The organism is Roseovarius sp. D22-M7 (genome assembly GCF_037083785.1).
Taxonomy (GTDB): domain Bacteria; phylum Pseudomonadota; class Alphaproteobacteria; order Rhodobacterales; family Rhodobacteraceae; genus Roseovarius.
Map to the genome: position 1 here is coordinate 47,695 of NZ_JBAPKY010000010.1, position 26,601 is coordinate 74,295.

Sequence of the window (26,601 nt, forward strand, 5' to 3'; positions counted from 1 at the left end):
AGATACCCATGGACTTCGACAAGTTCACGGAGCGGTCGCGCGGTTTCATTCAAGCTGCCCAGACCATCGCGATGCGCGAAAGCCATCAGAAACTTGCCCCCGAACATCTGCTCAAGGCGCTTCTGGACGATCCCGAAGGTCTGGCGAGCAACCTGATCACCCGCGCCAAGGGCGATGCGGCGCGCGTGACCCAAGCCAACGATCTGGCTTTGGCGAAGATTCCGCAAGTCTCGGGCGATGCCGGCCAGACCTACATGGACCAGCAGACCGGCAAGGTGCTGGCCGAAGCCGAGAAACTGGCCCAGAAGGCCGGCGACAGCTTCGTGCCCGTAGAGCGCATGCTGTGCGCGCTGGCGATGGTGAAATCGCCGGCGAAAGAGGCGCTCGAGGCCGGGAAGGTCAGCGCGCAGAAGATCAACGAGGCGATCAACGACCTGCGCAAGGGCCGCACCGCCGACACGGCGAGCGCCGAGGACACCTACGAGGCGTTAGAAAAATACACCTATGACCTCACCCGCGCGGCAAACGAGGGCAAGATCGACCCGATCATCGGCCGCGACGACGAGATCCGCCGCGCCATGCAGGTGCTGTCGCGCCGCACCAAGAACAACCCGGTGCTGATCGGCGAGGCCGGCGTCGGCAAGACCGCGATCGCCGAAGGGCTGGCGCTGCGCATCATCAACGGCGATGTGCCCGAAAGCCTGCGAGACAAGCGTCTTCTGTCGCTCGACATGGGGGCGCTGATCGCGGGCGCGAAGTATCGCGGCGATTTCGAGGAACGCCTCAAGGGTGTGCTCAACGAGGTGACGCAGGCCGCCGGCGAGATCATCCTCTTCATCGACGAGATGCACACGCTGGTCGGCGCCGGCAAGACGGATGGCGCGATGGATGCCGCCAACCTCATCAAGCCGGCGCTGGCGCGCGGCGAACTGCATTGCATCGGCGCGACCACGCTGGACGAGTACCGCAAGCATGTCGAGAAGGACGCGGCCCTCGCCCGCCGGTTCCAGCCGCTGACGGTGTCCGAGCCGACGGTCGAGGACACGATCAGCATTCTGCGCGGCATCAAGGAGAAATACGAGCTGCACCACGGCGTGCGGATTTCCGATGCGGGCCTCGTGGCAGCGGCGACCCTGTCCAACCGCTACATCACCGACCGCTTCCTGCCCGACAAGGCGATCGACCTGATGGACGAGGCGGCGTCGCGCCTGCGCATGGAGGTCGACAGCAAGCCCGAGGAACTGGACGCGCTGGACCGCGACATCCTGCAAAAGCAGATCGAGGCCGAGGCGCTGCGCAAGGAAGAGGATGCGGCGTCGAAGGACCGGCTCGACCGGCTGGAAAAGGAGCTTGCCGAGTTGCAGGAACGCTCGGCCGAGATGACCGCGCAATGGCAGGCCGAGCGTGACAAGCTGGCCTCGGCGCGGGATCTGAAGGAACAGCTCGACAAGGCACGCGCCGAACTCGACATCGCCAAGCGAGAGGGCAACCTCGCCCGCGCGGGCGAGTTGTCCTACGGCGTGATCCCGGATCTCGAGCGGAAGTTGACAGAGGCCGAGAAGCGCGGCGGCGACGACGGCATGATGGTCGAAGAGGCCGTGCGCCCCGAACAGATCGCGCAGGTGGTCGAGCGCTGGACCGGCATCCCGACCTCGAAGATGCTGGAAGGCGAGCGCGAGAAACTGCTGGGGATGGAGTCCAACCTGCATCGCCGCGTGGTCGGTCAGGATGCGGCCGTCAAGGCCGTTGCCAATGCCGTGCGCCGCGCCCGCGCGGGCCTCAACGACGAGAACCGGCCGCTTGGCAGCTTCATGTTCCTCGGGCCGACGGGCGTCGGCAAGACCGAACTGACCAAGGCGGTGGCCGAGTTCCTGTTCGACGACGACAGCGCCATGGTGCGTATCGACATGTCGGAATTCATGGAGAAACACTCGGTCGCGCGGCTGATCGGCGCCCCGCCGGGCTATGTCGGCTACGAGGAAGGCGGCGTGCTGACAGAGGCCGTGCGCCGCAGGCCCTATCAGGTGATTCTGTTCGACGAGGTCGAGAAGGCGCATCAGGACGTGTTCAACGTACTCCTGCAGGTGCTCGAGGACGGGCTGCTGACCGACGGGCACGGCCGCACGGTGGACTTCAAGCAGACGCTGATCGTGCTGACCTCGAACCTCGGGTCGCAGGCGCTCAGCCGCCTGCCCGAGGGGGCCGATGCCGAGACCGCCAAGCACGACGTGATGGCGGCCGTGCGCGATCACTTCCGGCCCGAGTTCCTCAACCGGCTGGACGAGATCGTGATCTTCGACCGCATCACGCGCGAGCAGATGACCGGCATCGTCGACATCCAGTTGCGGCGCCTGCTGAAACGTCTGGCGACGCGCAAGATCGACCTTCAGGTCGATCAGTCGGCCAAGGACTGGCTGGCCGAGGCGGGCTATGACCCGGTCTACGGCGCGCGCCCGCTCAAGCGGGTGATCCAGAAGGCGCTGCAGGATCCGCTGGCCGAGGCGCTTCTGGCCGGGGAAATCGTGGACGGCGAGACCGTGCCGGTCACCGCCGGGCCCGAGGGGCTGCTGATCGGCGAGCGGGTGGGCACGACCACCCAGGATCCGCCGGCCGACGCGGTGGTGCACTGAACCGCATCGCACCGAAAGATGAGACGCCCGCCGGTCCGCAAGGCCGGCGGGCGTCGGCGTTCGGGGGATACGCGGTGTGGCTCAGCCCTTGCGGCGGAACCGGCCGATGGCCCCAAGACCACCAAGCCCCGCCAGCAGCATCCAGACCGCGGCGGGCAGCGGCACGGGTGCCACCATGGCATCGGGCCCTGACCTTTCGAACCGCGCGGTCGCGACCGGAAGCAGCGCGTTGAAATTGCGGTCCGCGGACGTGAACCCGTCGATATCCCCGCCAAGGGTTCCGATCACGTCGATGGGTTCGAAAACGGTGTCCATGCCGTGCACCACGACCTCGCGGTTACCCAACGAGAAGAGATCGTCGTCAAGCTCGCTGCCTGCAGCTATGTCGAAGGCCCTCTCGTAGATGGCCCAGCCGCCGGCATTGGCTTCGAGACCCGTGAGCGTTTGCAGGATCCCGCCATAGAACGGCGCGCCTTCGGTCAGTTCGGTAAAGCCGTCACCGTCGCCATCCACGTCTGGATCGAACACGCCCGCGACCGGCGCGACGCTGGGGCGGCGGTCCGCTCCCTCGAACCCGTGAATATGCGCCGCATGCGCTCCGGATTTCAGCCCCTGGATCGCTGTGTTGACGCGCAGCGACGCCGGTCCCCCGTCGTCGGGCCGCTCGTAGGTCAGAAAGACCTGGCCGGACACCCCCGAGTCGTTCAGCGCCACGAGGTCGGCCGAATAGTAGTCGATATGCGCCGCAAGAGCGGGGCCCGCAAGCACGGCGAGCCCGCCGGAAAGCAGCGCGGGTCGAATTCCATATGTCATGTCGTTCCTCCTGTTGCCGGCCCGTTCAATCCGGGCCCAACGACAGTCACGACAGGGGGCGGGCAAAGTTTCAAACACGGTTAGAATTTTCGAATAATGCCCGAGTAGAGCGCTGGCCTCCGTTCGGGCGCTACCGCCCGTGGCTGCCGTCATAGCGGCTGCGCGCCGGGCTTCGCCAATCGCCCAGGGCGTCCGGCGCGGGGCGGAACACCTCGACCAGCAGCGGATGGCAGGTCGCGGCATCGCTGGTGTGGCCGGACGCGCAATCCCCGCCGGGACAGGCGCTGAGCGCGCCCAAGAGATCGATCTCGGCGAAAAACTCGAGGTGATCGCCGGGGCGCACGGGGCTTGCCTTCATGAAATACTGGCCCGTGTCACGGGTGAAGCCGGTGCACATGAAGACGTTGAGCACGTTATGCACATGCCCCTCTGCCTCGGACAGCGGCACGCCCAGCTCGTCGGCCAGTGCGCGGGTCAGGTTGGAATGACAGCAATGGTGGTATTGCACGCCGGCCAGCAGATGCCCGGTATAGGGATCGCAGCGCGTGCCGATCACGTCATGCACGGATCCCCCGAAGGCGTCGATCCCGTACCAGTCCAGCGTATCCGCGACGATGGTGGCCATCGCGCGCAGATGCGGAAAGGACGACCAAAGCCGGTCTTCGTTGCCGACATGCGTGCCGTGCAGCGCGCGGGTCTTGCCGGAATAGAAGCGCTCGGACAGGTCGGCCGCGTTCCAGAGGTTAAGATCGCCGACCTGGGGGCCCTCGATGCTGGTGATCCGGAAGAACTGCCCGGCCTCCACCCGAAAGCACGCCGCCTCGCGCGGCGGCACGACCACCTCGGACAGCTTTTCGGCGGTCGCGCGCGCGGATTGGTATCGAGCCATGTCCGGCACGGGCAGCGTGTCGGTGGGATAGCAAATTACCGGCGGCACGGCGCGTCGGGCTTCGGCATCCTCGGGTCCAAGGGTCATCGCATCACGGCTTTCGGCGGGTGGGGTCATAGCAGATCTTCGGCGCGGTGGCATCGGAAGTAAAGACCTCGGCCCCACAGGCCACGCAGCGCCAACGGCGCCTGTCGCCGCCGTCGCCCACCCGGTATTCGCGCCAACGGCAGTTCCGCGTGGCCCGGTTCGACAGCAGCACCACCAGGATGAAGGCGATGATCAGGCCGACGACGACCAGCACGGGATCAGCCTTTCGTCATCGCCGCCGCCCGATCACCGAACCGCCGGCAGACTTGCGCCGGATCCATCAGATGCTTGGGCTCTGGCGGCCTGGGAAACAGGGGCATGGATGCGTCTCCTTCTGTGAAGGCCACTTGCGGGTGTCCCGACGGGCGGCGCCGAGGCCCCCTGCCCCACGCGATACGCGCGGAGAATTCCATGACCGACAGCCGACCGGGCCGGCCCGCGCATCCCGCGACCCGTCAGCAAGCGGGGTCGTCTCAGACCTGCCGTGCGACCATCTGTCGCTTGATCTCGGCGATGGCCTTGGCGGGGTTCAGACCCTTGGGGCAGGTCTTGGTGCAGTTCATGATGGTATGACAGCGATACAGCTTGAACGGATCTTCCAGATCGTCAAGCCGCTCGCCGGTCGCCTCGTCGCGGCTGTCGATGATCCAGCGATAGGCGTGCAGCAGCGCAGCCGGCCCGAGATACTTGTCGCCGTTCCACCAGTAGGACGGGCACGCGGTCGAGCAGCAGGCGCACATCACGCATTCATACAGCCCGTCGAGCTTGTCGCGATCCTCGATCGACTGCTTCCATTCCTTGGCCGGGCGGTTGGTCTTGGTCTCCAGCCACGGCATGATCGACGCGTGTTGCGCGTAGAAATGCGTCAGGTCCGGGATCAGGTCCTTGACCACCGGCATGTGCGGCAGCGGGTAGATCTTCACGTCGCCCTTGACCTCGTCCATACCGTAGATGCAGGCCAGCGTGTTGATCCCGTCGATATTCATCGCGCAGGATCCGCAGATCCCCTCGCGGCACGACCGGCGGAAGGTCAGGGTCGGGTCGATCTTGCTCTTGATCCAGATCAGCGCGTCCAAGACCATCGGCCCGCAATCGTCGAGATCTACGAAGTAGGTATCGACCCGCGGGTTCTGCCCGTCATCGGGATTCCAGCGATAGATCGTGAACTTGCGCAGGTCGCCGGCGCTTTCCGGCTTGGGCCAGGTCTTGCCGGTCACCATGCGAGAATTCTTGGGAAGTGTCAGTTGGACCATGGGTTGCTCCTTTTCAGCTGCCTAGCAGCACCAAGCTGTTGCGGGCGATGCATTGCACGGATTCGGGGCGGCGCGCGATGACGACGACCTCTTGCGAGATCTCCGGCGTGATGCCGGTGACGGTGGCGCCGGCGATGCGGATGATCTCGCCCGAGGATGCGGCGTCGATGATGCAGTCGGTCACCGGCGCCGCGTTGATGCCGGGAAAGCGCGACGCCACGACAGAGTTGACGACGACCTTGGCGCGGTCGCGCGCCACCGCATCTGCGGCTTGGCCCGCCACGTCGCAAGCCCCGAGCGAGGCCAGCGCACCACAGGCCGCCGCCACCCGCATCAAAATGTCCGTTCCTTGGGCGCGATCCGCTTGAGGCTGATGCCGCCCATGTCCTCGGTCGTCAGCGGCTCTTCGATGATCGGGCGATAGCTGAGGTTGAAGTGGATCGCGTTGACCCGGTTGTCTTGGGTCTTGGCGATGGTGTGCACACGCCAGTTGGCATCGTCGCGCTTGGGGTGATCCTCGGAGGCATGCGCGCCGCGGCTTTCCTTGCGTGCCTCGGCGGAATAGACCGTCGCCAGCGCATTCGGCACGAGATTGGTCAGCTCCAGCGTCTCCATCAGGTCGCTGTTCCAGATCATCGACCGGTCGGTGACGCTGAGATCGTCGACCTTGCCGGCAACCTTGGTCATCTGCTCGACACCCTGCGCAAGGGTCTCGTCGGTACGGAAGACGGCGGCGTAATCCTGCATCGTCTTCTGCATTTCCAGCCGCAGGTCGGCGGTGGGCACGTCGCCGCTGGCATGGCGCAACCCGTCGAACCGGTCGAGGGCGCGATCGACCTCGACCTTGTTGGTCGCGGGCACGGCGCTTTCGCGGTCCACCGTCTTGCCGGCGCGGATCGCGGCGGCACGGCCGAACACGACCAGGTCGATCAGAGAGTTCGAGCCCAGCCGGTTGGCGCCATGCACCGACGCGCAGCTTGCTTCGCCCACGGCCATCAGGCCAGGCACGACCGCGGTCGGGTTGTCCTTGGTCGGGTTCAGCACTTCACCCCAGTAATTCGTGGGGATCCCGCCCATGTTGTAATGCACGGTCGGCAGCACCGGGATCGGCTGCTTGGTGACGTCAACGCCGGCGAAAATCTTGGCCGACTCGGAAATACCGGGCAGCCGCGAATGCAGCGCCTCGGGCGGCAGGTGCGAAAGGTTAAGGTGGATGTGATCCTTGCCGGTCCCCACGCCACGGCCCTCGCGGATCTCCATGGTCATGCAGCGGCTGACATAGTCGCGCGGCGCAAGGTCCTTGTAGTTGGGCGCATAGCGTTCCATGAAACGCTCGCCCTCCGAATTGGTCAGGTACCCTCCCTCGCCGCGCGCGCCTTCGGTGATCAGGCAGCCGGCGCCGAAGATGCCGGTCGGGTGGAACTGCACGAATTCCATGTCCTGCAGCGGCAGCCCGGCGCGGGCCACCATGCCGCCGCCATCGCCGGTGCAGGTATGCGCCGATGTGGCGCTGAAATAAGCGCGGCCATACCCGCCGGTCGCCAGCACCACGGACTTGGCGTTAAAGACATGCATCGTGCCATCGTCGAGCTTCCAGCACACGACGCCGGTACAGGCGCCGTCGGTCATGATCAGGTCGATGGCGAAATACTCGATGTAGAACTCGGCCTTTTCCTTCAGGCTCTGGCCGTAGAGCGTGTGCAGGATGGCATGCCCGGTGCGGTCCGCGGCCGCGCAGGTGCGCTGCACGGGAGGGCCTTCGCCGTATTCTGTGGTGTGCCCGCCGAAGGGGCGCTGATAAATCGTGCCTTCCTCGGTGCGCGAGAAAGGGACGCCGTAATGCTCGAGCTCGTAGACTGCCTTGGGGGCCTCTCGGGCGAGATATTCCATCGCGTCGGTGTCGCCGAGATAGTCCGACCCCTTCACCGTGTCGTACATGTGCCATTGCCAGCTGTCGGGGCCCATGTTGCCAAGGCTGGCGGCGATGCCGCCTTGCGCGGCCACGGTGTGCGACCGCGTGGGAAACACCTTCGTCACGCAGGCCGTGCGCAGCCCCTGCTCGGCCATGCCGAGAGTGGCGCGCAGCCCGGCGCCGCCGGCGCCGATGACCACGACATCGTAATCATGCGTTTCGTATTCATAAGCAGCCATCATTCAGTTCCTCACAGCGCAATCTTGGCAAGGGCGAACAGCCCCACGGCTATCATCGCGTAACTTAGAATGGTCACTGCAATAATCAGCCCCCGGCGAGTGCCGCCCTGGCTGTAATCCTCGATCATCGTCTGGGCACCTGCCGCGAAATGCCGCAGTCCGAAAAAGATCACGAGGCCGGTCAGGATCGCCATGAGCGGGTTGGAAAAGGTCGCGAGCACCTCGGTGCGGTCGCCGCCGAGTGCGCGACCGAATGCCACGAGAAAGACCGGGATGATCAGCGCGAGACCCACACTGCTCACGATCATGAACCAGTGATGGTCGGTGCCGGTGCCGGCCGCGCCCTTGTTCTCAGCCTGTTTCAGCGGGGTGATGTAACGCATGGGACTCTCCTCAAACCAGAAGCAGCGTGATGACGGTCAGAACGACCGACCCGATGATGCAGCCCCAGCCCATCATCTCGGCGGTCGGCAGATCCAGCCCCTTGCCAGCATCCCAGACCAGATGCCGCAGGCCGGCGAGGTAGTGATACCAGACCGCCCAGAGCGACAGGATCAGCACCAGATCGCCGAACCACGAGGTCAGCACCGCGTCGGCGGTGCGGAAATACTCCTCGGAGGTCGCGGCTGCGAGCAACCACCACACGATCAGCAGCGAGGCCACGATCAGCGCGTTGCCGGTGATCCGTGTCAGGATCGACGAGATGGATGTCACCTGCGGCCGGTAAATCTGCAGATGCGGCGAGAGCGGGCGTTCCACCGGCTCCACCGGATGAATGCGGGATTGATCGGTTTGCTCCATTAGGAAGCTCCTTTGGTCCTTTGGTCTGGCGGCGACGCAAGGCCGTGCTTGCTAGTGTCGTTTTGGTACCTTTCGCGGGCAATGTCACCTGTTACGCGCGAAAATCTCCGCAAAAGGACAATAGGACGCAAAAATTGCGGGGCTTGTGATCACGAAAATAATGCCGTGATCACAGCTTGACCACCCCCGCCCGAGGCGTCGCGCGAAATAGCAAGGGGCCCGGGTCTCTGCCGACCCGGGCCCCTTTGCCGCATTCCCTGGAACGGCACTCAGTGCAGCTTGGCCCTGACCTCGTCGATCGCCGAGTCGATCAGCGCGTTGCGGTCCTCGGCGGTCATCTGCTTGGTGATCACCTGCCGCGCCGCTGCGACAGCCACCGAAACGGCCTGGTCGCGGATGTCACGCACCGCGCGCGCCTCGGCGCTGGCAATCTGGTCTTCTGCGGCCTGCATCCGCCGCTCGATCGACCGCTGGATGTCTTCCTTGGCCTCTTTCGCGGATTGCTCAGCCTCTTCCTTGGCTTGCGCCACGATCCGGTCGGCCTGCGCCTGAACGTCCCTCTGCTTCTGCTCGAAGCTTTCCAGAAGCTCTTTTGCCTCCTTGCGGATCTCGCGGGCCTCGTCGAGTTCGGAGCGGATGCGCTCTGCGCGCTCGTCCAGCTTGCGGCCCAGCAGACCGGGCACCTTGTAGTAGACGAGCACCCCGATAAACAGCAGGAACGCTATCAGGACGACGAAGTCGGTGTTGGACAGCGAAAAGAACGCGCCCTCTGCCGCCCATGCGGGGCTGGCGGCGCCAAGTGCTGCAAGCGTCAGCATCGGTCTCATGGCGCTATCCCTTCATCTGTGCGGCGACGGCGGCCTCGACCGCCTTGTCGTCGGGTTTGCCGCCCATGGCGACCACGATCTCGCCGGTCGTGTCGCGGGCGACCTCGCGCACGCTTTCGATGGCCTCTTCGCGGATCTCGGCAATCCGCTTTTCTCCCTCGGCGGTCTTCTTGGCGATCTCTTCATCGGCCTCGGCATTGGCCTTTTCAAGATCCGCCTTGATGCCCGCCTTTGTCTCGGCAATGATGCTCTGCGCCTCGGCGCGCGCATCGGCGAGGGCTTTCTTGTAAGCCTCTTCCGCCTCGGCGGCCCTGGCTTTCAGATCCTCGGCCGCGGTTAGATCGTTGGTGATCGTCCCCTGCCGCTCGGCCAGCACCGACGCGATGCGCGGCAATGCGACGCGCGACAGGATCAGGTAGATCGCGACGAGGGCGACCAGAAGCCAGAAGATCTGGTTGCCGAAAGTCGTCGGATCTAGCTGGGGCAGCCCTTGGGCGGACTCGGCCCCTTGCGTTTCGGTCGCCATGGCGTCCTCCTCGGGGAATGTTCCGGTCAGACCGGGGAGCCGCGCAACGCCGCCCCCCGACCGCAGGGATCAAGGATGCGCCTTGCTCAGACCGCGAACATCAGCAGCAGCGCCACGAGGAACGAAAAGATCCCGAGGGCTTCCGCGAACGCGATGCCGATGAACAGCGTGGCGGTCTGGCCGGCCGCCGCCGAGGGGTTGCGCAGCGCGCCGGCGAGGAAGTTGCCGGCCACGTGGCCCACACCGATGGCCGCGGCGCCCGAACCGATGCCTGCGAGGCCGGCACCGATATATTGACCCAGTTGTGCGATATCGCCTTCCATGAGATGTCTCCTTGGTTTGGAATTGGCAGTGTCAGAGGTGATCGTGCGGCGCGCGAGGACCGCGCGCCGGTCGTGAAACTTGGCCGTCAGTGATGCGGGTGAAGCGCATCCTTGAGATAGACGCAGGTCAGGATGGTGAACACATAGGCCTGGATGAAGGCGACCAGCACCTCCAGCCCGTACATCGCGACGACCGCAAGGATCGACAGCGGCGCGATCAGCGCGACTTGGCTGAAGCCCGCGAAGACCTTGATCACGGCGTGCCCGGCCATCATGTTGCCCGCCAGACGCACGGAATGGCTTACCGGGCGCACGAAATACGAGATGATCTCGATGATCGCGAGCACCGGGCGCAGCGGCAGCGGCGCCGACTTTACCCAGAAGATGCCGAGAAACGCGGTGCCGTTCTTCACGAAGCCAAGGATGGTGACCGCGAAGAACACCATCAGCGCCAGCACGGCCGTGACCGCGATATGGCTGGTGGTGGTGAACGCCATCGGCAGCAGCCCGAGGAAATTCGCGAAGACGATGAACATGAACAGCGTCAGGATGTAGGGAAAGAACACAAGCGCATCCTTGCCCGCGACATCCTCGACCATCTTGCGCACGAAGTCATAGGCCAGTTCGGCGACCGACTGCATGCGGCTCGGGATCGTGGCGCGTCCGCTGGTGCACAGCACCAGCAATGCGAACACCGCCAGAACCGTGATGGCCATCCACAGCGTCACGTTGGTCAGCGTGAAGATGCCGACCGCCCCGTCGCCGAAAAGCGGTTGCACCAGAAACTGGTCCATCGGGTGGAATTCCAGACCGCTTCCGTCGGCCCCTTGCGCGTCAGTCGCCATCCTTGTCCCTCTCATCCGCGCCCGTGTCGGGCGTTTCCGCGTCTTTCTGCATCTCGGCGGCGCTGCGCATCATCGTCTTGATGCCCGCGGCGAAGCCGAGCAGGGTGAATATCACGAGGAATATCGGCATTGTCCCCAACAGCAGGTCCAGACCGTATCCCATGCCGAAACCGATCATCAGACCGGCCACAAGTTCTATCACCATCCGCCAGGCGTGTTGCGCCTGCGAATAGTGCTCTTCCTGATGGGGTTTCTGCGCGTCCTTGCCGCGAAGCCTGGCCAGCCGCTCTTCGAGCTTCGCCATGTGATCGCTGGGGTCGGGGTCGGACACGCGTGCACCCTCTTCGGAAGTTGCGCCGTGGCTATGTCGCGCGGCCGTCCGAGTCAAGGCCCCGCGGCGGCGCGCGGGCCCGCGCGCAAGTCGTTGAAAGATATTTATTTTATGGAAGGGCTGGCCCGTCGCGTCGGCGGCGTGACCTGTCCCGGCCCACGGCCGGGACGTGCCTGTCATGTTCAACCCGATGGTTGAGCGTCAGCGCACCACGAAGACCGACACCTTGGCGTGCTGCGCGATGTAGCCGCCATGCGAACTGAAGATATGCTCGAAGAAGCCGGGCTCATGGCTGGCCATGATCACGAGGTCGGCGCCGATCTTCTCGATCCCCTTCATCAGTTCCGAGGTCGTCTCGACCGCCGGGTCATGCGCCATCAGCGGATCGGCCTTGACCGTCACGCCGTATTTCTCTCGCAGCTCGTCTGCGAAACCCTGCAACTGGTCGCCGAATTCGCGCGGCGTGTGGCCTAACTGATTTGGCAGCTCGCCGCCGACGCTGACCACGTCGATACTGGCACCGTAAAGCTTGGCGATGTCGCCCGCCACGTCGAGCGCCTTTTGCAGGGTTTCCTTGTGGACCAGGTCGACGGGGACCATTATCTTCGAAAACATGTCTTTTCCTTTCGCGGTTTCCGGTGTCGCATCAAACGCTAGCCTGTTCAGCCTGCCATCGCTTTGCCCCAGATCAAACCCCTTTTGCGGCGCAATGCCGGCAAAAACCGCCCCAATTTCCGCGCACTGGCGGGATTGCCGTTGACGCACCGCGCACGCTCGGGCTTATGAGGCGCATGGACAAGGCCCGCGCTCTCGACACGGTTTTCGCAGCCCTCGCCGACCCCACCCGGCGCGCGATCCTGTCGATGCTGCTGGAAGACGACATGGCGGTCACCGATGTCGCCGCCCCGTTCGAGATGAGCCTCGCGGCGGTTTCCAAGCATCTCGGCATCCTCAGCCGCGCCGGCCTGATCAGCCAGGAGCAGCGCGGCCGCCTCAAGTGGTGCAAGCTGGAGCCCGACGCGCTGCGCGACGCCTCGATCTGGATGCAGGGCTTTGGCCAGTTCGAGGCGGTGCATCTCGACGCGTTCGAGCGGTTCCTGCAAGCCGAACTGCCCGGCGACCGGCCGGATGACGGCTGACGCGCACGGCCTTCCCGCCGCCGCCATCACTCTTGTCCCCGGCGCCACCATCGTGCCGATGCGCGGCCCCGGCGATCCCGCCTGCGGCGTGATCGACGAGGAGGGCGCACCCGTTCCCGCCGCCCGCACGCGGCTTTCCGGCCACCGCGTCACACCGGATCCAGCACCGCCCGACGAGGCGATCACCCACCTGCCCGGCCGCTGGCTTTACGCCGGGGTCGGACGGCACCATTTCGGCCATTTCCTGATGGAGGCGACGCCGCGGCTCTGGGCTCTCGACCACCTGTCGTCGCGGCCCGACGGCATCCTGCTGATCCCGATGGCCGGTCGCGACATAGCGGCGGTGCTGCGCCGCCGTCTCGGGCCGCTGCTGACGGGGCTGGCGCAGGGCCTGCCGATGCACCTGGTCGAGACGCCGACACGGGTGGACGCGGCGGTGGTGCCCACGCAGGGCTTCGGCCATCTCGACTGGTCGCACGGAACGCCCGAGGCGCGCGCCTACATGCGCCGCCACGTGCCCGCCATCGCCCCCGAGAGACCCCGCACGGGCCCGGGTGCCGCCAAGCTCTACCTCTCGCGCCGCCGGCTGAAGAACCCCTCGCAACAGGTCCCCGGCGAGCACGGGATCGAGCGCTGGATGTCGCGAGCGGGCTTCGACATCCTCCATCCCGAACGACTGTCTGTCGCGGAGCAGATCGCGCGCTACCGAAACGCAAGCATGATCGTCGGTCCCGACGGCTCGGCCTTTCATCTCGCGGCCTTCGCGATGCCGCGCGGCGCGCGGGTGGGCCTCATCCAGCGGCGCACGCGACAGCCTGTCTTCGAGGCCATCGCACGCCAGTTGACCGGCTTCGCCGATGCCGATCTCTGGACCAGCGCCGCGCTGTCGCAGAGCGCGGATGCGGGCGACGCCGCCGCGCTGCAGCGCCTGCGCAGTGATCTTCGCGAGGCCGGGTTCCTGTGACCGCGCGCTCAGTCGTCCTGCCACCCACGCGCCCGCGCCTTCAGGAAGGACAGCAACGCCTGAACCTTGGTGGTGCGGTGCAGATCCATATGCGTGACCAGCCATAGCGGCGCCGCCCAGTCGGTGCGCGGCGGCATCACCTGCACCAGCCCCGGCAGCGCCTTGGCCTGCAGTACCGAGGTGAAACCGATCCCCGCCCCGGCGAGGATCGCGTCGCATTGGGCATGCACATCGCCGCTGCGAAACACCATCGCGTCGGGGGGCACGGTGTCGTGCAGCCAGCGCAGGAAGGGCGCACGCGTCTCGGGGTCGTCGCCACCGACGAAGCGATGCGCGCCGAACTCCGTGCTGTCGGCCGGCAGCCCGTGGCGCGCAACATAAGCTTCGCTGGCGTAGAGCGCGAAATCCTGCCGGAAGAACGGCTGCACCACGTTGTCGGGCTGATCGGGCACCGCGCCCGCCCGTATCGCCACATGCGCCTCGCCGTATTCCAGCCGGAACAGGCGCTCTCCGGTCAGGTAGCGCACCACGAGGTCAGGATAGCCCTGCTGGAACTCGGCCAGTGCGGGCGCCAGCAGATGGCTCAACCCGCCGATCGAGGTCACGACCAACTCGCCCGAGACGTCCTTGCCGCGCCCCTTGATCCGCCCGGCCAGCTGGCTGAACTGCTCGTCGGTGGTCTGCGCCACGCGCAGCAGGTCGGCGCCGGCCTCGGTAGCGGTATATCCGCGCGCGTGGCGCTGGAACAGCTTGACGCCCAGGCGGTCCTCCAACGCGTCGATGTGACGGATGACGGTCGCGTGATGCACGCCCAGCACCTCCGCCGCGCCGCTCACGGTGCCCACCCGCGCGACATGATAGGCGGTGCGCACCTCGTCCCAGTTCTCCATTGCCGCCCGCCTCGCATTTCCTGAAGACCGGCGCCTGCCGGTCTGTTCCGACACCGGATCTTGGCGGCATCCTAGGATGTTTCACGCACATCGCAACCGCCCAGCAAACGTAAACCTTGCGTCCCCGAAGCCCCTGCCTTCAACGCGGTCACGCCGCGGTCACGGCTCGCTTGACACCATTCCGGCGCCGGCGTACACGGTTGTTCATCCCGGAGGCGACCCGCGTCCGGTCCCGGGCGCGGTCCGGGATCGCCCCCCGTCAGCGCGTTGCGCCCACGGGGGCATTTATCGTTTGAACCGTCGCCCCCATATCGGGCGGCAGACAACCACCGGCGACAGGAGCCAGAGTGATGTTTGAAAATCTGTCCGAACGCCTCTCGGGTGTCCTCGACCGGCTGACCAGGCAGGGCGCGCTTTCCGAGGACGATGTCAGGACCGCCCTGCGCGAGGTGCGCGTCGCGCTGCTCGAGGCCGACGTGTCGCTGCCGGTGGCCCGCGATTTCATCAAGCGCGTCGAGAAAGAGGCCACCGGACAGGCGGTCACCCGCTCGGTCACACCGGGCCAGCAGGTCGTCAAGATCGTGCATGACGCGCTGATCGACACGCTGCGCGGGCCGGACGACCCGGACGCGCTGAAAATCGACAACCCGCCCGCGCCGATCCTGATGGTCGGCCTGCAGGGCTCGGGCAAGACCACCACCACCGCCAAGCTCGCCAAGCGCCTGCGCGACCGCGACGGCAAGAAGGTGCTGATGGCGTCTCTCGACACCAACCGCCCCGCGGCGATGGACCAGCTCGCCATTCTCGGTCGGCAGATCGGGGTCGACACCCTGCCGATCGTGAAGGGCGAGGATCCCGTCGCCATCGCCAAACGCGCGAAAACTCAGGCCAGCCTTGGCGGCTACGATGTCTACATGCTCGATACCGCGGGCCGGCTGCATATCGATTCCGAACTGATCGCGCAGGCCGTGGCGGTGCGCGACGTGGCCAACCCGCGCGAGACGCTGCTGGTGGTCGACGGGCTGACGGGGCAGGACGCCGTGAACGTCGCCACCGAATTCGACGACAAGATCGGCGTCTCCGGCGTGGTGCTCACCCGGATGGACGGCGACGGGCGCGGCGGGGCGGCGCTGTCGATGCGCGCGATCACCGGCAAGCCGATCCGCTTCGTGGGCCTGGGCGAAAAGCTCGACGCGCTCGAGATCTTCGAGCCGGAGCGCATCGCGGGCCGCATCCTCGGGATGGGCGATATCGTGGCGCTGGTGGAAAAGGCCCAGGAAACCCTCGAGGCAGAGCAGGCCGAACGCATGATGCGCCGCATGCAGAAGGGCCAGTTCAACATGAACGACCTGCGCAGCCAGCTCGAACAGATGCAGAAGATGGGCGGCATGGAAGGCCTGATGGGGATGATGCCCGGCATGGGCAAGATGGCCAGGCAGGTGCAGGATGCGGGCTTCGACGACACCGCGATCAAACGCCAGATCGCCCTGATACAGTCGATGACGAAAAAGGAACGCGCCAACCCCGCCCTGCTGCAGGCCAACCGCAAGAAACGCATCGCGCGGGGCGCGGGCCAGGAGGTGTCGGATCTCAACAAGCTGCTGAAGATGCACCGCCAGATGGCCGACATGATGAAGAAGCTCGGCAAGAAGGGCGGGCGCAACTCGCTCAAGCAGGCGCTCGGCGGCATGATGGGCAAGGGCGGCGCCGGCATGCCCGACATGAACGACCCCCGCGCGATGGAAGAGGCGGCCAAGGCCATGGGCGGCCGGATGCCGGGCGGCATGGGTGGCGGTTCGTCGCTGCCCCCGGGCCTGTCGGGATTCGGCAAGAAGAAATGACCATGATCTGTGCCCCGGCTTCATCTTTCACTAAATACTCGTCCGCGACCGCGACCGCGCCACGGGCCGCCCGGCCGGGGGTGTCGTGATGCCGCTGACCAACGCCCCTCTCCTCGAATCCCGAAGCGTGACCCTGCGCGGGCCGGAACCCCGCGACATCGAACCGATGATCGCCTTTCTTCTGGACCAGGACCGCGCGGCGGGCTTCGGAGCGGCGGCGCATCGCGGCGACGCGTGGCGCTGGTTCGCGCTCAATGTCGGGCACTGGCACATCCACGGCTACGGCTATTTCACGATTCAGGACCGCGACACCGGCCGGCCCGCCGGCATCACCGGCATCTGGAACCCCGAAGGCTGGCCCGAGCCGGAACTGGGCTGGGTGGTCTTCGACGGGTTCGAGGGGCGCGGCATCGCCCACGAGGCCGCGCTGCGTGCGCGCCGCTACGCCTACGAGGATCTCGGGATGCGCACGCTCACCTCGAACATCGTCCCCGGCAACACCCGCTCGATCGCGCTTGCCGAACGTCTGGGCTGCTGGTTCGAACGCGAATACGACAACATCTCGATGGGCCGCGATTACCTCTACCGCCACCCCGGCCCCGAAGGCCACGGCCCGGATGACGACGGCTCCGTCGAGGCCTACGCATGAGACATCACCGCGATCCGACCGCCCAACCCGGGGGGATGCAAGTTGACTGACCCCGCCACCCGCGCCGCCACCCTTCTGGGCGAGCATCGCCAGAGCATCGACCGGCTGGACGCGATCCTCGTCTTCACGCTGGCCGAGCGGTTCAAGCATACCCAGGCCGTGGGCCGGCTGAAGGCCGAGCACGACCTGCCGCCGTCCGATCCGGCGCGCGAGGCCGCGCAGATCGAACGTCTCGAAGAGCTTGCGCAAGCGGCGGATCTCGACCCCGAGTTCGCCCGCAAGTTCCTGAATTTCATCATCGCCGAGGTGATCCATCATCACCAGCGGCACCAGTCGTAGGACGCACGGCCCCGGCCCGGCGCCCGATCCAAACCCGATCCCTCACGCCATCAAAGGAGATACCCAATGGCCATGAAGATCCGCCTCGCCCGTGCAGGCTCCAAGAAACGCCCGTTCTACCGCATCGTCGCGGCCGACAGCCGGATGCCGCGCGACGGCCGCTTCCTTGAAAAGCTGGGCATCTACAACCCGCTTCTGCCCAAGGACAGCGAAGAGCGCGTCAAGATGAATGTCGAGCGCATCAAGCACTGGCTCGATCAGGGCGCGCAGCCGACCGACCGGATCAGCCGCATGCTGGAGGCCGCCGAGGTGCTGCCCAAGAAAGAGCGCGCCAACATGAAAAAGGCGGTTCCCGGCAAGAAGGCGCAGGAACGCACCGAGAAACGTGCCGCCCGCGCCGCCGAGGCCCCGGCCGAGTAACCGGGCGGAGCACCGGGAATGTCGATGTTTTCCGAAGGCTTCCAGGCCGATCTGCGCGATCTCATGCGGTGGCGGCGCGACGTGCGCCGCTTCCGCACCGATCCCGTGGACGCGACGCTGTTGCGCGATTGCCTCGACACTTTCATGCTGGCCCCCTCGGTGGGGCTGAGCGAGCCGTGGCGCGTGGTCGAACTGCGCTCGGCCACGGCGCGCGCCGCCGCCCTCGACAATTACCGCGCCGCCAATGCGCGCGCGCTGGCCGGCTATTCCGGCGACACCGCGCGGCTTTACAGCAGCCTGAAGCTTTCAGGCATGCAGGACGCACCGGTGCAACTGGCGGTCTTCTGCGACGAGAGTACCGACAAGGGCGCGGGCCTCGGCGCGCAGACCATGCCCGAGATGCGGCGCTATTCCGTGGTGGGCGCGGTCACCCAGTTCTGGCTGGCCGCCCGCGCGCACGGCCTCGGCGTGGGCTGGGTGTCGATCCTCGACCCCGATGACCTGGCGCGCGCCCTAGAGATTCCCGACGACTGGGCGCTGGTGGCCTATCTCTGCGTGGGCTGGCCCGAAGAGACCAGCGACACCCCCGAGCTTGAACAAGCCGGATGGGAAACGCGCCGCGCCTCGTTGCCCGTCGAGGTGCGCTAATGCATATGCCATTCTGCTTGCGAAGCGCGCATCGCCTCGCGAGGCCCGCGTGACCGACAACACCCTGATCTGCGTCGGCGCACTTGCCGGCGCCTTCGGCGTCAAGGGCGAGGTGCGGCTCAAAAGCTTCACCGCCACGCCCGAGGATATCGCCGGCTACGCGCCGCTTCTGTCCGAGGACCGGGCGCACCGCTTCGACGTGACCCTCACCGGCCAGACCTCGGGCGCGCTGACCGCGCGGCTCTCTGGCGTCGCGACAAAGGAACAGGCCGACAGCTTGCGCGGCACGCGTCTTTACGTGCCGCGCGATCGCCTGCCCGCCTTGCCCGATGACGAGTTCTACCACGCCGATCTTGTCGGGCTCGAGGTCTTCGACACCGGCGGCACGCCGCTTGGCCGGGTGCACGCGGTGCTCAATCATGGGGCGACGGACCTGCTGGAACTGCACGCGCCCGGTCAGTCCGAGACGGTGCTGCTGCCCTTCACGCGCGAGGCCGTGCCGACCGTCGATCTCGCTGCGGGCCGGATCATCGCCGACCCGCCCGAGGGGCTGACATGACCGACAAAGCCAGATCCCACGGCACCAAATCCATCCGCGCCACCCTGCAGCCGCGCGAGTTGATCTCGCCCAACCGCGAACGCGCCGACACATGGCGCGCTCAGGTCATCACGTTGCTGCCGCAATCCTTTCCCGGAATCCTGGGCGAAAGCCTGACGGGCCGCGCGCTGAAGGACGGGCTGTGGACGCTCGATGCCATCGACCTGCGCCCGTTCGGCGAGGGGCGGCATCGCAATGTCGACGATACGCCGGCCGGCGGCGGTGCGGGCATGGTGCTGCGCGCCGATGTCATGGACCGCGCCATCGCGCAGGCGCAGCGAACGGCGCCGGACAACGCGCCGCTGATCTATCTCAGCCCGCGCGGGCAGCGCTTCGATCAGGCGATGGCGCAGCGGCTGGCGGACGGGCCGGGCGTGACGCTCATCTGCGGCCGCTTCGAGGGCCTCGACGAGCGGGTGATCGAACATCACGGCATCGAAGAGGTCTCGCTGGGGGATTTCGTCATGACCGGCGGCGATATCGCGGCACAGGCGGTGATCGACGCCTGCGTGCGGCTGCTTCCCGGCGTTCTGGGCAATGCCGCAAGCGCGCAGGACGAAAGCCATTCCAGAGGCCTTCTGGAGCATCCGCACTACACCCGGCCCGCCGAATGGCAGGGCCGGCGCATCCCAGAGGTCCTGACCTCGGGCGATCACGCGCGGGTCGCAGAGTGGCGCCGCGAGATGTCCGAAAGGCTGACCGCCGAGCGCCGGCCGGATCTTTTGGAAAAACACCTCGCCACGACGCGCAAGACGCCTTGATCCGGGCTCCGAACTCGCCTATACGCGCAGCGTTCGGGGCGGTGCGCCGTGCCGGGCGTGCACGCAATGGCGGCCCCGTCGCAGGATCTTCTTCGGTCCACCGCGATCGCCGGATGCAACGACGCGAAACGAGAAGACGACCCTGAACCTCTGGCGGGCGCCCCTCTATCTTCGGGGACGGACCCGGAAGAAGACCAAGAGCTCTCTGGGACGCGACATGAAATTTGCGGCGCGAACCGCAATCAGTTCAGGAGACCAGCGATGGATATTATCGCGCAACTCGAGGCGGAACAGATCGCCTCGCTCGGGAAGACAATTCCCGATTTCAAGGCCGGCGACACGATCCGCGTCGGCTACAAGGTGACCGAGGGCACGCGCAGCCGGGTGCAGGCCTTCGAGGGCGTGTGCATCAGCCGCAAGAACGGCCACGGCATCGCCGGATCCTTCACCGTCCGCAAGATTTCGTTCGGCGAAGGGGTGGAGCGTATCTTCCCGCTCTATTCGACCAATATCGACAAGATCGAGGTGATCCGCCGCGGCCGCGTCCGCCGCGCCAAGCTCTACTACCTGCGCGAGCGTCGCGGCAAGTCCGCCCGCATCGTGGAAGACACCACTTACAAGCCCCGCAAGTTCAAGTCGACCTGAGGACTGGCACCATGAAAAAGAACATCCACCCCGATTACCACGTCATCGACGTGAAGATGACCGACGGGACCATCGTGCAGATGCGCTCCACCTACGGGGCCGAGGGCGACACGCTGTCGCTCGACATCGACCCGTCGGTGCACCCGGCCTGGACCGGCGGCACCTCTCGCCTGATGGATGCCGGCGGCCGCGTCTCGAAGTTCAAGAACAAGTATGCCGGCCTCGGTTTCTGAAGATCCGCCCCCCGTGCGACACCGCGAACGCCGCTCCTGACCGGGGCGGCGTTTTGCATTGGGTGGCGAAGCCCGCTTTACTATTCGCTAACAACTTGGCAATATCTTCACCATCCGAAAGTCGTTTTCAGTCTGACAACCGAAAACGTGACCCTGCGAAGCGGTAACTTCGCAGGGTCTTTTCTTTCTCAGGAACGTTACAGCCCCATCAAAAGCCGGATTACCGTCACCAGCAGCGTCGTCGCTGCAAGAACAATCGTCCATTTCCGAAAGTCATTATCACTCAGCCTGATCACCTCCTTCCGCTGAAATGGCATGCAAGACCATTTCAACTTAACAACAAGGTGAAGAAAAGGTAAAAATGGGATCGTTGCGGCGATCTTACGCCACCATCGCTTCGGCCTTGCGCAGATCGACCGAGACAAGCTGGCTGACGCCCTGCTCGGCCATCGTCACCCCGAACAGGCGGTCCATCCGGCTCATCGTGACGGCGTGGTGCGTGATGATCAGGAACCTTGTGTCGGTGCGGCGGCACATCTCGTCCAGCATGTCGCAGAACCGCGTCACGTTGGCATCGTCGAGCGGCGCGTCGACCTCGTCGAGCACGCAGATCGGCGCCGGGTTGGCGAGAAACACGGCGAAGATCAGCGCCAGCGCGGTCAGGGTCTGCTCTCCCCCCGACAGAAGGCTCAGCGTCGACAGCTTCTTGCCCGGCGGCTGGCACATGATCTCGAGGCCCGCCTCGAGCGGATCGTCGCTCTCGACCAGCGCCAGCTTCGCCTCGCCGCCGCCGAAAAGATGCCGGAACAGCATCCCGAAATTGGCGTTGACCTGGTCGAAGGCGGTCAGCAGCCGCGCGCGCCCCTCGCGGTTGAGGCCCGCGATGCCGCCGCGCAGCGTCTTGATCGCCTCTTCCAGATCGGCCTTTTCGGTGCAGAGGCTTCCATGCTCGGCCTCGACCTCGCGCGCGTCTTCCTCGGCGCGCAGGTTGACCGCGCCAAGCGCCTCGCGCTGGCGTTTCAGCCGCGCCACGTCCGTTTCGATGCTGTCGGTATCGGGCATACTGTCGGGATCGACGCCAAGGCTTTCGAACAGCGCCTCGGGCGTCAGCTCGAGCACCTCGTCGATGCGCGCCGCCGCCTGGTCGCGGGCCTCGCGCGCGGCCTCGACGCGGGTCTCGGCGCGGGCGCGTGCCTCGCGTGCCTCACCGGCGCGGCGTTCCGCGTCGCGTTCGTCGAGCGCGGCCTGCCGCGCCGCCCCTTCCGCGGCCGACAGCGCATCCGCGGCGGCCGCGCGCCGAGCCTCGCCCCGGGTGATCTCGGCGCCGAGATCGGCACGCTTGGCGGCCAGCGTGTCGGGGACATCGCGCGCCTCGGCCAGTTCCGCCTCGGCCTCGTCCTTGCGCGCGATCAGTTCCGTGCTGCGCGTCTCGGCGGTCTCCAGCCGGCGGCGCCAGCCGCCGATCTCCTTGGCGATCTCCCCGGCGCGGCGCTCCCGGCGCTCGCCCTCGCGGCGCAGCTCGTCGGCAGTCGAGCGCCTGGTCATCATCGTCATGCGCGCCGCCTCGACGGTCACCTTGATGTCGTCGAGCGCGCCGCGCATCGCGTCCAGATCGCCCAGCCCCGCCAGCGCCGTCTCGGCCTCGGCGAGGGCCGCGCGCGCCGCCGTCGCCTCGTCCTCGTGACGGCTGACCGAAAGCCCCAGCTGGTCCAGCCGCGACTGCGCGAGGTTGCGATCCGCCTCAGCCCGGCTGAGCGCGCGATTGGCCTCGTTCACGGCGGTATCGGCAGCGCGCCGCGCCTCTCGGGCCGCGCGATCCTCGGCGCTGCGTTGCTCCAGTGTGGCGCGCAAGTCGTCATGCGCGCGCGCCGCCGCCTCGGCGCGGGCCTCGGCATGCTCCAGTTGCTGCCGAAGCTCTTGCAACCGGTTGAGCTGTTGCAGACGCAGCGCCGCGGCGCTCGGCGCGTCCTCGGCGCGGGCGCGCAGACCGTCCCACCGCCAGAGATCGCCGGCGAGGCTGACCAGCCGCTGACCGGGCTTCAGATGCGCGTGCAGATGCGGCGCGTCGACGGCATCGACCAGACCCACCTGCCCCAACCGGCGCGCCAGCACATCGGGCACCGTGACATGCGCGGCAAGCGGCGTGACCCCTTCGGGCAAGGGCTGCGGCGCGGAATAGTCCGGCAGCAGCGCCCAGCCAGACGGTCCGTCCACGGCGACCTCGGGCGCGCGCAGATCATCGGCGAGGGCCGCGCCGAACGCCGTCTCGTAGCCCGGCGCAACCTGCACCGCATCGAGAACCTGTGCGCCCTCTTTGCTGTCACGCGCAACCAGCCTGGTCAGCGCCTTGACCTCTGCGCGCAGTGCGCCGGTCTCGCCCTCGGTCTCGGACCGGGCGGCGCGGGCGTCGGCCTCAAGGCCCTGCGCCTCGATCAACGCGGCACTCGCGGCTTCCAGCGCGGTCTCGGCGGCCTGCGCCGCGGCGACGGCGCGCGCTTCGGCCTCGGTGGCGGCGGCGTGATCGGTCCGGGCCTTTTCCAGCGCCGCCTGCGACTGCGTTTGGGTGCTGCGCGCGCGCTCGGCCTCGGCCTCGCTGCGCGCTACGGTCTTGCGATGGTCGTCGATCAGGCGTTGCGCGGATTGGTGCCGCGCCGACAGGCGCGCCATGTCCTCGGTCATCTGACCCAGATCCGCCTCGCGCTCCTGCAGGATTTGCGCGGCCTCCTCGGCCTCGGATTGCGCGGCGGAAAGACGCTCGTGATGGCCTTGTGCCGCCTCCGCCAGATCCGCCGCCTCGGCCTCGAGCCGGGTGATCGTCTCGCCCGCATCGCGGTTAAGCCCCGTCTCGCGGTCGATGTCGCGGGCCAGCTGCGCGATGCGGCCCTCCAGCGTCGCGATCCGGTCGCGCGCCGTGCTCTCCTGCTCGGCCAGCGTGTCGCGCTCGACCACCAGCCGCTGCAGGATCGCCGCCGCGATCGCCTCTTCCTCGCGCGCGCCGGGAATGGCCTCGTCCGCGCTGACCCGCAGCTCGGCGGCCTTGCGCGCGGCGGCCTCGCTGCGCGCCACCTCGGTGGTGCAGGCACGCAGATCCTCGCCGGCCGCGGCATGGGCAAGATCGGCCTCCTTCCAGCGGCGGTAGAACAGCATCCCTTCGGCCTGTCGCAATTCCTCGCCGATCTGGCGGTAGCGCGCCGCCTGCTTGGCCTGCCGCGCCAGCTGCGCCAACTGGCTGGCGAGTTGCTCGACCACGTCGTCGACCCGCGCGAGATTGGTTTCGGCGGCGCGCAGCTTCAGCTCGGCCTCGTGGCGCCGCTGGTAGAGGCCGGAAATGCCCGCCGCCTCTTCGAGTACCCGGCGTCGCGCCTTGGGCTTGGCGTTGATCAGTTCCGAGATCTGCCCCTGCCGCACCAGCGCCGGCGAATGCGCCCCGGTCGAGGCATCGGCGAACAACATCTGCACGTCCCGCGCGCGTACATCCTTCGCATTCACCTTGTACGCGCTGCCCACATCGCGGGTGACGCGGCGCACGATCTCGAGGTGGTCGGCATCGTTGAACGCCGCCGGCGCAAGGCGGTCGGAATTGTCGAGATGCAGCACGACCTCGGCGAAATTGCGCGCCGGGCGCGAGGCGACGCCGGCGAAGATCACGTCCTCCATCCCGTCGCCGCGCATGGCGGTGGGGCGGTTCTCGCCCATCACCCAACGCAGCGCTTCCAGCAGGTTCGACTTGCCGCAGCCATTGGGGCCGACCACGCCGGTCAACCCGTCGGCGATCATCAGATCGGTGGGATCGACGAAGCTCTTGAAGCCGGTCAGCCTGAGTTTGGAGAACTGCACGCACGCCCCTGGAGCCAATGAATCGTTGAACGTGAGTTTGGTCGCGGCGGCACCTGCCTGTCAATGGCCAACCACAGGATATGGGGCAAAATGCGCAGGCGCCCGCAGGATATTGCAAATATGGTGGGGCTACGGGCGCTTGTTTGTCGCGACGGGGCTGCTAAGCTGGCGTCTTTATCGTTGTTTTGAGAGGCATCGCCATGCGCGCATCGCACGCCGAGGCATCCTATCGGGTCACCCCCGCCGACCCCACCCATCCAGGGCCATCCGGGCTACTTGCGCAAAGCCACGCTCTGATGCAATCGCTCTATGCGCCGGAGGAAAATTTCCAGCTCGACCCGGATGCGCTGCGCGCGCCCGATATCCGGTTCTTCGCCGCGTTCGACGAAACGACCTGCCTCGGCATCGGCGCGCTTGCGCTGCGCGAGGGCTATGGCGAGGTGAAGTCGATGTTCGTGGCCTCGGCCGCGCGCGGTCGAGGCGTGGCGGATGCCCTCTTGCAGCGTCTCGAATCCGAGGCCCGGGATCGTGGGCTGACGGCCCTCAAGCTTGAAACCGGGGTAGGTCTGGACGCGGCGCACAGGCTTTATGCGCGCAACGGCTTCGTCCGGTGCGGGCCGTTCGGGGCCTATCCCGAGGCCCCGGCCTCGGTTTTCCTGGAAAAGCTATTGTGACCCCCCCACGGATCATGGGCCGTAGGGGCGGCAGATCAGATCTTCCTCGCCCTCGCCCAGATCCTCGACCGCGCAGGTGAAGCTCGGCTGCGGGCGCGGTGGCGAACCTGCCCCGCAATCAAGCTGCGCGATCATCACCGCCTGGTCGCCGCCAAGTCGTGCTGCGCGACAGCCGCTGACCGCCTCGATCGCCGCCACGGCCCGTGGCAGCACCGCCGCCGGGCGCGGCGCCCATTCCGGGGTCAAGCGGATGGCCTGGGCCCAGAGACCCGCGACGCGCACGTCGAACACGCTTTGACCCACCTCGACCCGCACCGGCGGGACGCCGTGAAACCGCGGCCCCGGCGTGTTGCAGGCGGCCAAGGCGGAGCACAGGAGAAGGGCAAGACAGCGCATGGCGCATATTGATCCGCGCAGGGTTAAGAAACCTTTTCACCGGTCCAGATCCGGCGTGAAAAGCCCGCGCCACGCATCCCGGTCTTGTAGGGATCCGTCTCTCGCCGTATCCTTCGAGATGCAGCTCAGGGATAAGCCGATGCCGTTTCAGCCCGTGACCCCGGAACGTTTGCCAGCGGCCGTAACCCGGCAGATCGAGAAGCTGATCCTGCGCGGCATCCTGCGCCCCGGCGAACGCCTGCCCGCCGAACGCGAGCTTGCAGAGAAGTTCCAGGTGTCGCGCCCGTCGGTGCGCGAGGCGGTGGCGGACCTGCAGGACAAGGGCCTGCTGACGACCCGCGCCGGGGCGGGCATTTACGTGGCCGATGTCCTTGGCAGCGCATTCTCGGACGCGCTGATCCGACTGTTCGCCGATCACGACGAAGCGGTCTTCGACTATATCAGCTTTCGCCGCGACCTCGAGGGGCTGGCAGCCCTGCGGGCCGCGCAATACGCCTCGGAGACGGATCTGAAGGTTATCGGCAAGCTGATGGAAAAGATGGAGGCCGCGCATCGCAAGACTAATCCCGCGGACGAGGCGCGCCTCGACGCCGAATTTCACATGGCGATCATCGAAGCCAGCCACAACGTCATCATGCTGCACATGATGCGCTCGATGTTCCAGCTTCTGCGCGAAGGGGTGTTCTACAACCGCCAGGTGATGTTCAAGCGGCGCACGACGCGGGGGGCCCTGCTCGATCAGCACCGCGCCATCAACGCGGCGCTGCAGGCGCGCGACCCGGAGGGGGCCCGGCGCGCGGTCGAGGATCACCTGAGCTATGTCGAACGCTCTCTGGCCGATCACCAGAAGGCCGAACGCAACGAGATGGTGGCGCGGCAGCGGTTCGACCATGAGCGGTCGCGCTGACGTGTACATCTTGTAGGTGTCGGCGCATGGCTGGCCGGGACACGCAAGATGTATCGCTTGACTTTTCTTCAAATACCGAAATGCCTTTTGGATTAGTGCTTTATGCAAAAGCATTTATGTGCTACAACTAGATAAAAGGTCAGTCGGAAAACCGGCGGCGCGAGGCAGTGAAAAAGAGCAGATC

31 protein-coding genes are annotated in these 26,601 nt (G+C 66.6%); 14 read left to right on the forward strand and 17 right to left on the reverse strand.

Annotated features, from left to right (window positions below):
• Positions 1-8: 8 nt before the first annotated feature.
• Positions 9-2,630, forward strand: a complete 2,622-nt coding sequence (gene clpB / locus V8324_RS06615; protein ID WP_336419139.1) for an ATP-dependent chaperone ClpB — start codon at positions 9-11, stop codon at positions 2,628-2,630.
• A gap of 81 nt (positions 2,631-2,711) precedes the next feature.
• On the opposite strand, the gene V8324_RS06620 is transcribed toward clpB, so the two are convergent.
• The 14 genes from V8324_RS06620 to V8324_RS06685 all read right to left on the reverse strand — a co-directional run bounded on the left by V8324_RS06620 (position 2,712) and on the right by V8324_RS06685 (position 12,091).
• Positions 2,712-3,443, reverse strand: coding sequence for a VPLPA-CTERM sorting domain-containing protein (locus tag V8324_RS06620; RefSeq protein WP_336419140.1), 732 nt, complete (start codon positions 3,441-3,443; stop codon positions 2,712-2,714).
• A gap of 130 nt (positions 3,444-3,573) precedes the next feature.
• On the reverse strand, positions 3,574-4,419 hold the full coding sequence (locus V8324_RS06625) for an urea carboxylase-associated family protein (protein ID WP_336419196.1): 846 nt from the start codon (positions 4,417-4,419) through the stop codon (positions 3,574-3,576).
• 4 nt (positions 4,420-4,423) lie between these two features.
• A complete protein-coding gene (locus V8324_RS06630) occupies positions 4,424-4,633 on the reverse strand; it encodes a hypothetical protein (protein WP_336419141.1) in 210 nt (69 codons plus the stop codon).
• Between the two features lie 259 nt (positions 4,634-4,892).
• The gene (locus tag V8324_RS06635) at positions 4,893-5,672 is read right to left on the reverse strand and encodes a succinate dehydrogenase iron-sulfur subunit (protein WP_336419142.1); all 780 of its coding nucleotides are present in this window, start codon (positions 5,670-5,672) and stop codon (positions 4,893-4,895) included.
• Positions 5,673-5,685: 13 nt separating this feature from the next.
• On the reverse strand, positions 5,686-6,006 hold the full coding sequence (locus tag V8324_RS06640; RefSeq protein ID WP_336419143.1) for a succinate dehydrogenase: 321 nt from the start codon (positions 6,004-6,006) through the stop codon (positions 5,686-5,688).
• Positions 6,006-7,823, reverse strand: coding sequence for a succinate dehydrogenase flavoprotein subunit (gene sdhA / locus V8324_RS06645; RefSeq protein WP_336419144.1), 1,818 nt, complete (start codon positions 7,821-7,823; stop codon positions 6,006-6,008). The genes V8324_RS06640 and sdhA overlap by 1 nt, the downstream gene beginning before the upstream one ends.
• 11 nt (positions 7,824-7,834) lie before the next feature.
• Positions 7,835-8,206, reverse strand: a complete 372-nt coding sequence (gene sdhD / locus V8324_RS06650; protein ID WP_336419145.1) for a succinate dehydrogenase, hydrophobic membrane anchor protein — start codon at positions 8,204-8,206, stop codon at positions 7,835-7,837.
• Between the two features lie 10 nt (positions 8,207-8,216).
• Entirely contained in the window at positions 8,217-8,624 is a 408-nt protein-coding gene (gene sdhC, locus V8324_RS06655) for a succinate dehydrogenase, cytochrome b556 subunit (protein ID WP_336419146.1), read from the reverse strand.
• A 269-nt stretch (positions 8,625-8,893) separates the two neighbouring features.
• Positions 8,894-9,451 carry a F0F1 ATP synthase subunit B gene (locus V8324_RS06660; RefSeq protein WP_336419147.1) on the reverse strand — a complete coding sequence of 186 codons (558 nt, stop codon included), beginning with the start codon at positions 9,449-9,451 and terminating at the stop codon, positions 8,894-8,896.
• Positions 9,452-9,455: 4 nt separating this feature from the next.
• Complete coding sequence (locus V8324_RS06665) at positions 9,456-9,977, reverse strand: F0F1 ATP synthase subunit B' (RefSeq protein ID WP_336419148.1); 522 nt, start codon at positions 9,975-9,977, stop codon at positions 9,456-9,458.
• Positions 9,978-10,063: 86 nt separating this feature from the next.
• Complete coding sequence (locus V8324_RS06670) at positions 10,064-10,300, reverse strand: F0F1 ATP synthase subunit C (RefSeq protein ID WP_336419149.1); 237 nt, start codon at positions 10,298-10,300, stop codon at positions 10,064-10,066.
• An 86-nt stretch (positions 10,301-10,386) separates the two neighbouring features.
• Entirely contained in the window at positions 10,387-11,145 is a 759-nt protein-coding gene (locus V8324_RS06675) for a F0F1 ATP synthase subunit A (RefSeq protein ID WP_336419150.1), read from the reverse strand.
• A complete protein-coding gene (locus V8324_RS06680) occupies positions 11,135-11,476 on the reverse strand; it encodes an AtpZ/AtpI family protein (protein WP_336419151.1) in 342 nt (113 codons plus the stop codon). Before V8324_RS06680 ends, V8324_RS06675 begins: the two co-directional genes overlap by 11 nt.
• A 201-nt stretch (positions 11,477-11,677) precedes the next feature.
• On the reverse strand, positions 11,678-12,091 hold the full coding sequence (locus V8324_RS06685) for a universal stress protein (protein WP_336419152.1): 414 nt from the start codon (positions 12,089-12,091) through the stop codon (positions 11,678-11,680).
• 176 nt (positions 12,092-12,267) lie between these two features.
• Between V8324_RS06685 and V8324_RS06690 the strand changes: the two genes are divergently transcribed.
• Both V8324_RS06690 and V8324_RS06695 read left to right on the forward strand, forming a co-directional pair.
• Positions 12,268-12,615, forward strand: a complete 348-nt coding sequence (locus V8324_RS06690) for an ArsR/SmtB family transcription factor (RefSeq protein WP_336419153.1) — start codon at positions 12,268-12,270, stop codon at positions 12,613-12,615.
• Entirely contained in the window at positions 12,605-13,579 is a 975-nt protein-coding gene (locus tag V8324_RS06695; protein WP_336419154.1) for a glycosyltransferase family 61 protein, read from the forward strand. Before V8324_RS06690 ends, V8324_RS06695 begins: the two co-directional genes overlap by 11 nt.
• Before the next feature lie 8 nt (positions 13,580-13,587).
• Here the strand turns inward: V8324_RS06695 and V8324_RS06700 are convergent, their stop codons facing one another.
• Positions 13,588-14,469 (reverse strand): LysR family transcriptional regulator, encoded by an 882-nt coding sequence (locus V8324_RS06700; RefSeq protein WP_336419155.1) that lies wholly within the window; start codon positions 14,467-14,469, stop codon positions 13,588-13,590.
• A 350-nt stretch (positions 14,470-14,819) separates the two neighbouring features.
• Here V8324_RS06700 and ffh point away from each other — a divergent pair, with 350 nt between their 5' ends.
• The 9 genes from ffh to rpmE all read left to right on the forward strand — a co-directional run bounded on the left by ffh (position 14,820) and on the right by rpmE (position 20,603).
• Entirely contained in the window at positions 14,820-16,310 is a 1,491-nt protein-coding gene (gene ffh, locus V8324_RS06705; protein WP_336419156.1) for a signal recognition particle protein, read from the forward strand.
• 88 nt (positions 16,311-16,398) lie between these two features.
• Positions 16,399-16,959: a GNAT family N-acetyltransferase gene (locus V8324_RS06710; protein WP_336419157.1), complete on the forward strand. Its 561-nt coding sequence runs from the start codon at positions 16,399-16,401 to the stop codon at positions 16,957-16,959.
• A gap of 42 nt (positions 16,960-17,001) precedes the next feature.
• Positions 17,002-17,298, forward strand: coding sequence for a chorismate mutase (locus V8324_RS06715; protein WP_336419158.1), 297 nt, complete (start codon positions 17,002-17,004; stop codon positions 17,296-17,298).
• Between the two features lie 66 nt (positions 17,299-17,364).
• Entirely contained in the window at positions 17,365-17,718 is a 354-nt protein-coding gene (gene rpsP / locus V8324_RS06720) for a 30S ribosomal protein S16 (protein WP_336419159.1), read from the forward strand.
• 18 nt (positions 17,719-17,736) lie between these two features.
• Complete coding sequence (bluB, locus tag V8324_RS06725) at positions 17,737-18,366, forward strand: 5,6-dimethylbenzimidazole synthase (protein WP_336419160.1); 630 nt, start codon at positions 17,737-17,739, stop codon at positions 18,364-18,366.
• A 49-nt stretch (positions 18,367-18,415) separates the two neighbouring features.
• Positions 18,416-18,925, forward strand: a complete 510-nt coding sequence (gene rimM, locus V8324_RS06730) for a ribosome maturation factor RimM (protein ID WP_336419161.1) — start codon at positions 18,416-18,418, stop codon at positions 18,923-18,925.
• Entirely contained in the window at positions 18,922-19,725 is an 804-nt protein-coding gene (gene trmD / locus V8324_RS06735) for a tRNA (guanosine(37)-N1)-methyltransferase TrmD (protein ID WP_336419162.1), read from the forward strand. Before rimM ends, trmD begins: the two co-directional genes overlap by 4 nt.
• Before the next feature lie 261 nt (positions 19,726-19,986).
• On the forward strand, positions 19,987-20,370 hold the full coding sequence (gene rplS / locus V8324_RS06740; protein WP_336419163.1) for a 50S ribosomal protein L19: 384 nt from the start codon (positions 19,987-19,989) through the stop codon (positions 20,368-20,370).
• 11 nt (positions 20,371-20,381) lie between these two features.
• The gene (rpmE, locus tag V8324_RS06745; protein WP_336419164.1) at positions 20,382-20,603 is read left to right on the forward strand and encodes a 50S ribosomal protein L31; all 222 of its coding nucleotides are present in this window, start codon (positions 20,382-20,384) and stop codon (positions 20,601-20,603) included.
• A 381-nt stretch (positions 20,604-20,984) separates the two neighbouring features.
• On the opposite strand, the gene V8324_RS06750 is transcribed toward rpmE, so the two are convergent.
• Positions 20,985-24,440, reverse strand: coding sequence for a chromosome segregation SMC family protein (locus V8324_RS06750; protein ID WP_336419165.1), 3,456 nt, complete (start codon positions 24,438-24,440; stop codon positions 20,985-20,987).
• A gap of 200 nt (positions 24,441-24,640) precedes the next feature.
• Here V8324_RS06750 and V8324_RS06755 point away from each other — a divergent pair, with 200 nt between their 5' ends.
• Complete coding sequence (locus tag V8324_RS06755; protein ID WP_336419166.1) at positions 24,641-25,114, forward strand: GNAT family N-acetyltransferase; 474 nt, start codon at positions 24,641-24,643, stop codon at positions 25,112-25,114.
• Positions 25,115-25,126: 12 nt separating this feature from the next.
• Here V8324_RS06755 and V8324_RS06760 read toward each other — a convergent pair whose 3' ends face one another.
• A complete protein-coding gene (locus V8324_RS06760; RefSeq protein ID WP_336419167.1) occupies positions 25,127-25,510 on the reverse strand; it encodes a hypothetical protein in 384 nt (127 codons plus the stop codon).
• Positions 25,511-25,649: 139 nt separating this feature from the next.
• Here V8324_RS06760 and V8324_RS06765 point away from each other — a divergent pair, with 139 nt between their 5' ends.
• The gene (locus V8324_RS06765) at positions 25,650-26,417 is read left to right on the forward strand and encodes a FadR/GntR family transcriptional regulator (RefSeq protein ID WP_336419168.1); all 768 of its coding nucleotides are present in this window, start codon (positions 25,650-25,652) and stop codon (positions 26,415-26,417) included.
• Positions 26,418-26,601: the final 184 nt, after the last annotated feature.

Excerpts from the sequence above, each read along its gene's own strand:
- clpB (WP_336419139.1), top strand. The coding sequence starts at position 9 with ATGGACTTCGACAAGTTCACGGAGCGGTCGCGCGGTTTCATTCAAGCT.
- V8324_RS06620 (WP_336419140.1), bottom strand. The coding sequence starts at position 3,443 with ATGACATATGGAATTCGACCCGCGCTGCTTTCCGGCGGGCTCGCCGTG.
- V8324_RS06625 (WP_336419196.1), bottom strand. The coding sequence starts at position 4,419 with ATGACCCTTGGACCCGAGGATGCCGAAGCCCGACGCGCCGTGCCGCCG.
- V8324_RS06635 (WP_336419142.1), bottom strand. The coding sequence starts at position 5,672 with ATGGTCCAACTGACACTTCCCAAGAATTCTCGCATGGTGACCGGCAAG.
- V8324_RS06640 (WP_336419143.1), bottom strand. The coding sequence starts at position 6,006 with ATGCGGGTGGCGGCGGCCTGTGGTGCGCTGGCCTCGCTCGGGGCTTGC.
- sdhA (WP_336419144.1), bottom strand. The coding sequence starts at position 7,823 with ATGGCTGCTTATGAATACGAAACGCATGATTACGATGTCGTGGTCATC.
- sdhD (WP_336419145.1), bottom strand. The coding sequence starts at position 8,206 with ATGCGTTACATCACCCCGCTGAAACAGGCTGAGAACAAGGGCGCGGCC.
- sdhC (WP_336419146.1), bottom strand. The coding sequence starts at position 8,624 with ATGGAGCAAACCGATCAATCCCGCATTCATCCGGTGGAGCCGGTGGAA.
- V8324_RS06660 (WP_336419147.1), bottom strand. The coding sequence starts at position 9,451 with ATGAGACCGATGCTGACGCTTGCAGCACTTGGCGCCGCCAGCCCCGCA.
- V8324_RS06665 (WP_336419148.1), bottom strand. The coding sequence starts at position 9,977 with ATGGCGACCGAAACGCAAGGGGCCGAGTCCGCCCAAGGGCTGCCCCAG.
- V8324_RS06670 (WP_336419149.1), bottom strand. The coding sequence starts at position 10,300 with ATGGAAGGCGATATCGCACAACTGGGTCAATATATCGGTGCCGGCCTC.
- V8324_RS06675 (WP_336419150.1), bottom strand. The coding sequence starts at position 11,145 with ATGGCGACTGACGCGCAAGGGGCCGACGGAAGCGGTCTGGAATTCCAC.
- V8324_RS06685 (WP_336419152.1), bottom strand. The coding sequence starts at position 12,091 with ATGTTTTCGAAGATAATGGTCCCCGTCGACCTGGTCCACAAGGAAACC.
- V8324_RS06690 (WP_336419153.1), top strand. The coding sequence starts at position 12,268 with ATGGACAAGGCCCGCGCTCTCGACACGGTTTTCGCAGCCCTCGCCGAC.
- V8324_RS06695 (WP_336419154.1), top strand. The coding sequence starts at position 12,605 with ATGACGGCTGACGCGCACGGCCTTCCCGCCGCCGCCATCACTCTTGTC.
- V8324_RS06700 (WP_336419155.1), bottom strand. The coding sequence starts at position 14,469 with ATGGAGAACTGGGACGAGGTGCGCACCGCCTATCATGTCGCGCGGGTG.
- ffh (WP_336419156.1), top strand. The coding sequence starts at position 14,820 with ATGTTTGAAAATCTGTCCGAACGCCTCTCGGGTGTCCTCGACCGGCTG.
- V8324_RS06710 (WP_336419157.1), top strand. The coding sequence starts at position 16,399 with ATGCCGCTGACCAACGCCCCTCTCCTCGAATCCCGAAGCGTGACCCTG.
- rpsP (WP_336419159.1), top strand. The coding sequence starts at position 17,365 with ATGGCCATGAAGATCCGCCTCGCCCGTGCAGGCTCCAAGAAACGCCCG.
- bluB (WP_336419160.1), top strand. The coding sequence starts at position 17,737 with ATGTCGATGTTTTCCGAAGGCTTCCAGGCCGATCTGCGCGATCTCATG.
- trmD (WP_336419162.1), top strand. The coding sequence starts at position 18,922 with ATGACCGACAAAGCCAGATCCCACGGCACCAAATCCATCCGCGCCACC.
- rplS (WP_336419163.1), top strand. The coding sequence starts at position 19,987 with ATGGATATTATCGCGCAACTCGAGGCGGAACAGATCGCCTCGCTCGGG.
- rpmE (WP_336419164.1), top strand. The coding sequence starts at position 20,382 with ATGAAAAAGAACATCCACCCCGATTACCACGTCATCGACGTGAAGATG.
- V8324_RS06755 (WP_336419166.1), top strand. The coding sequence starts at position 24,641 with ATGCGCGCATCGCACGCCGAGGCATCCTATCGGGTCACCCCCGCCGAC.
- V8324_RS06760 (WP_336419167.1), bottom strand. The coding sequence starts at position 25,510 with ATGCGCTGTCTTGCCCTTCTCCTGTGCTCCGCCTTGGCCGCCTGCAAC.
- V8324_RS06765 (WP_336419168.1), top strand. The coding sequence starts at position 25,650 with ATGCCGTTTCAGCCCGTGACCCCGGAACGTTTGCCAGCGGCCGTAACC.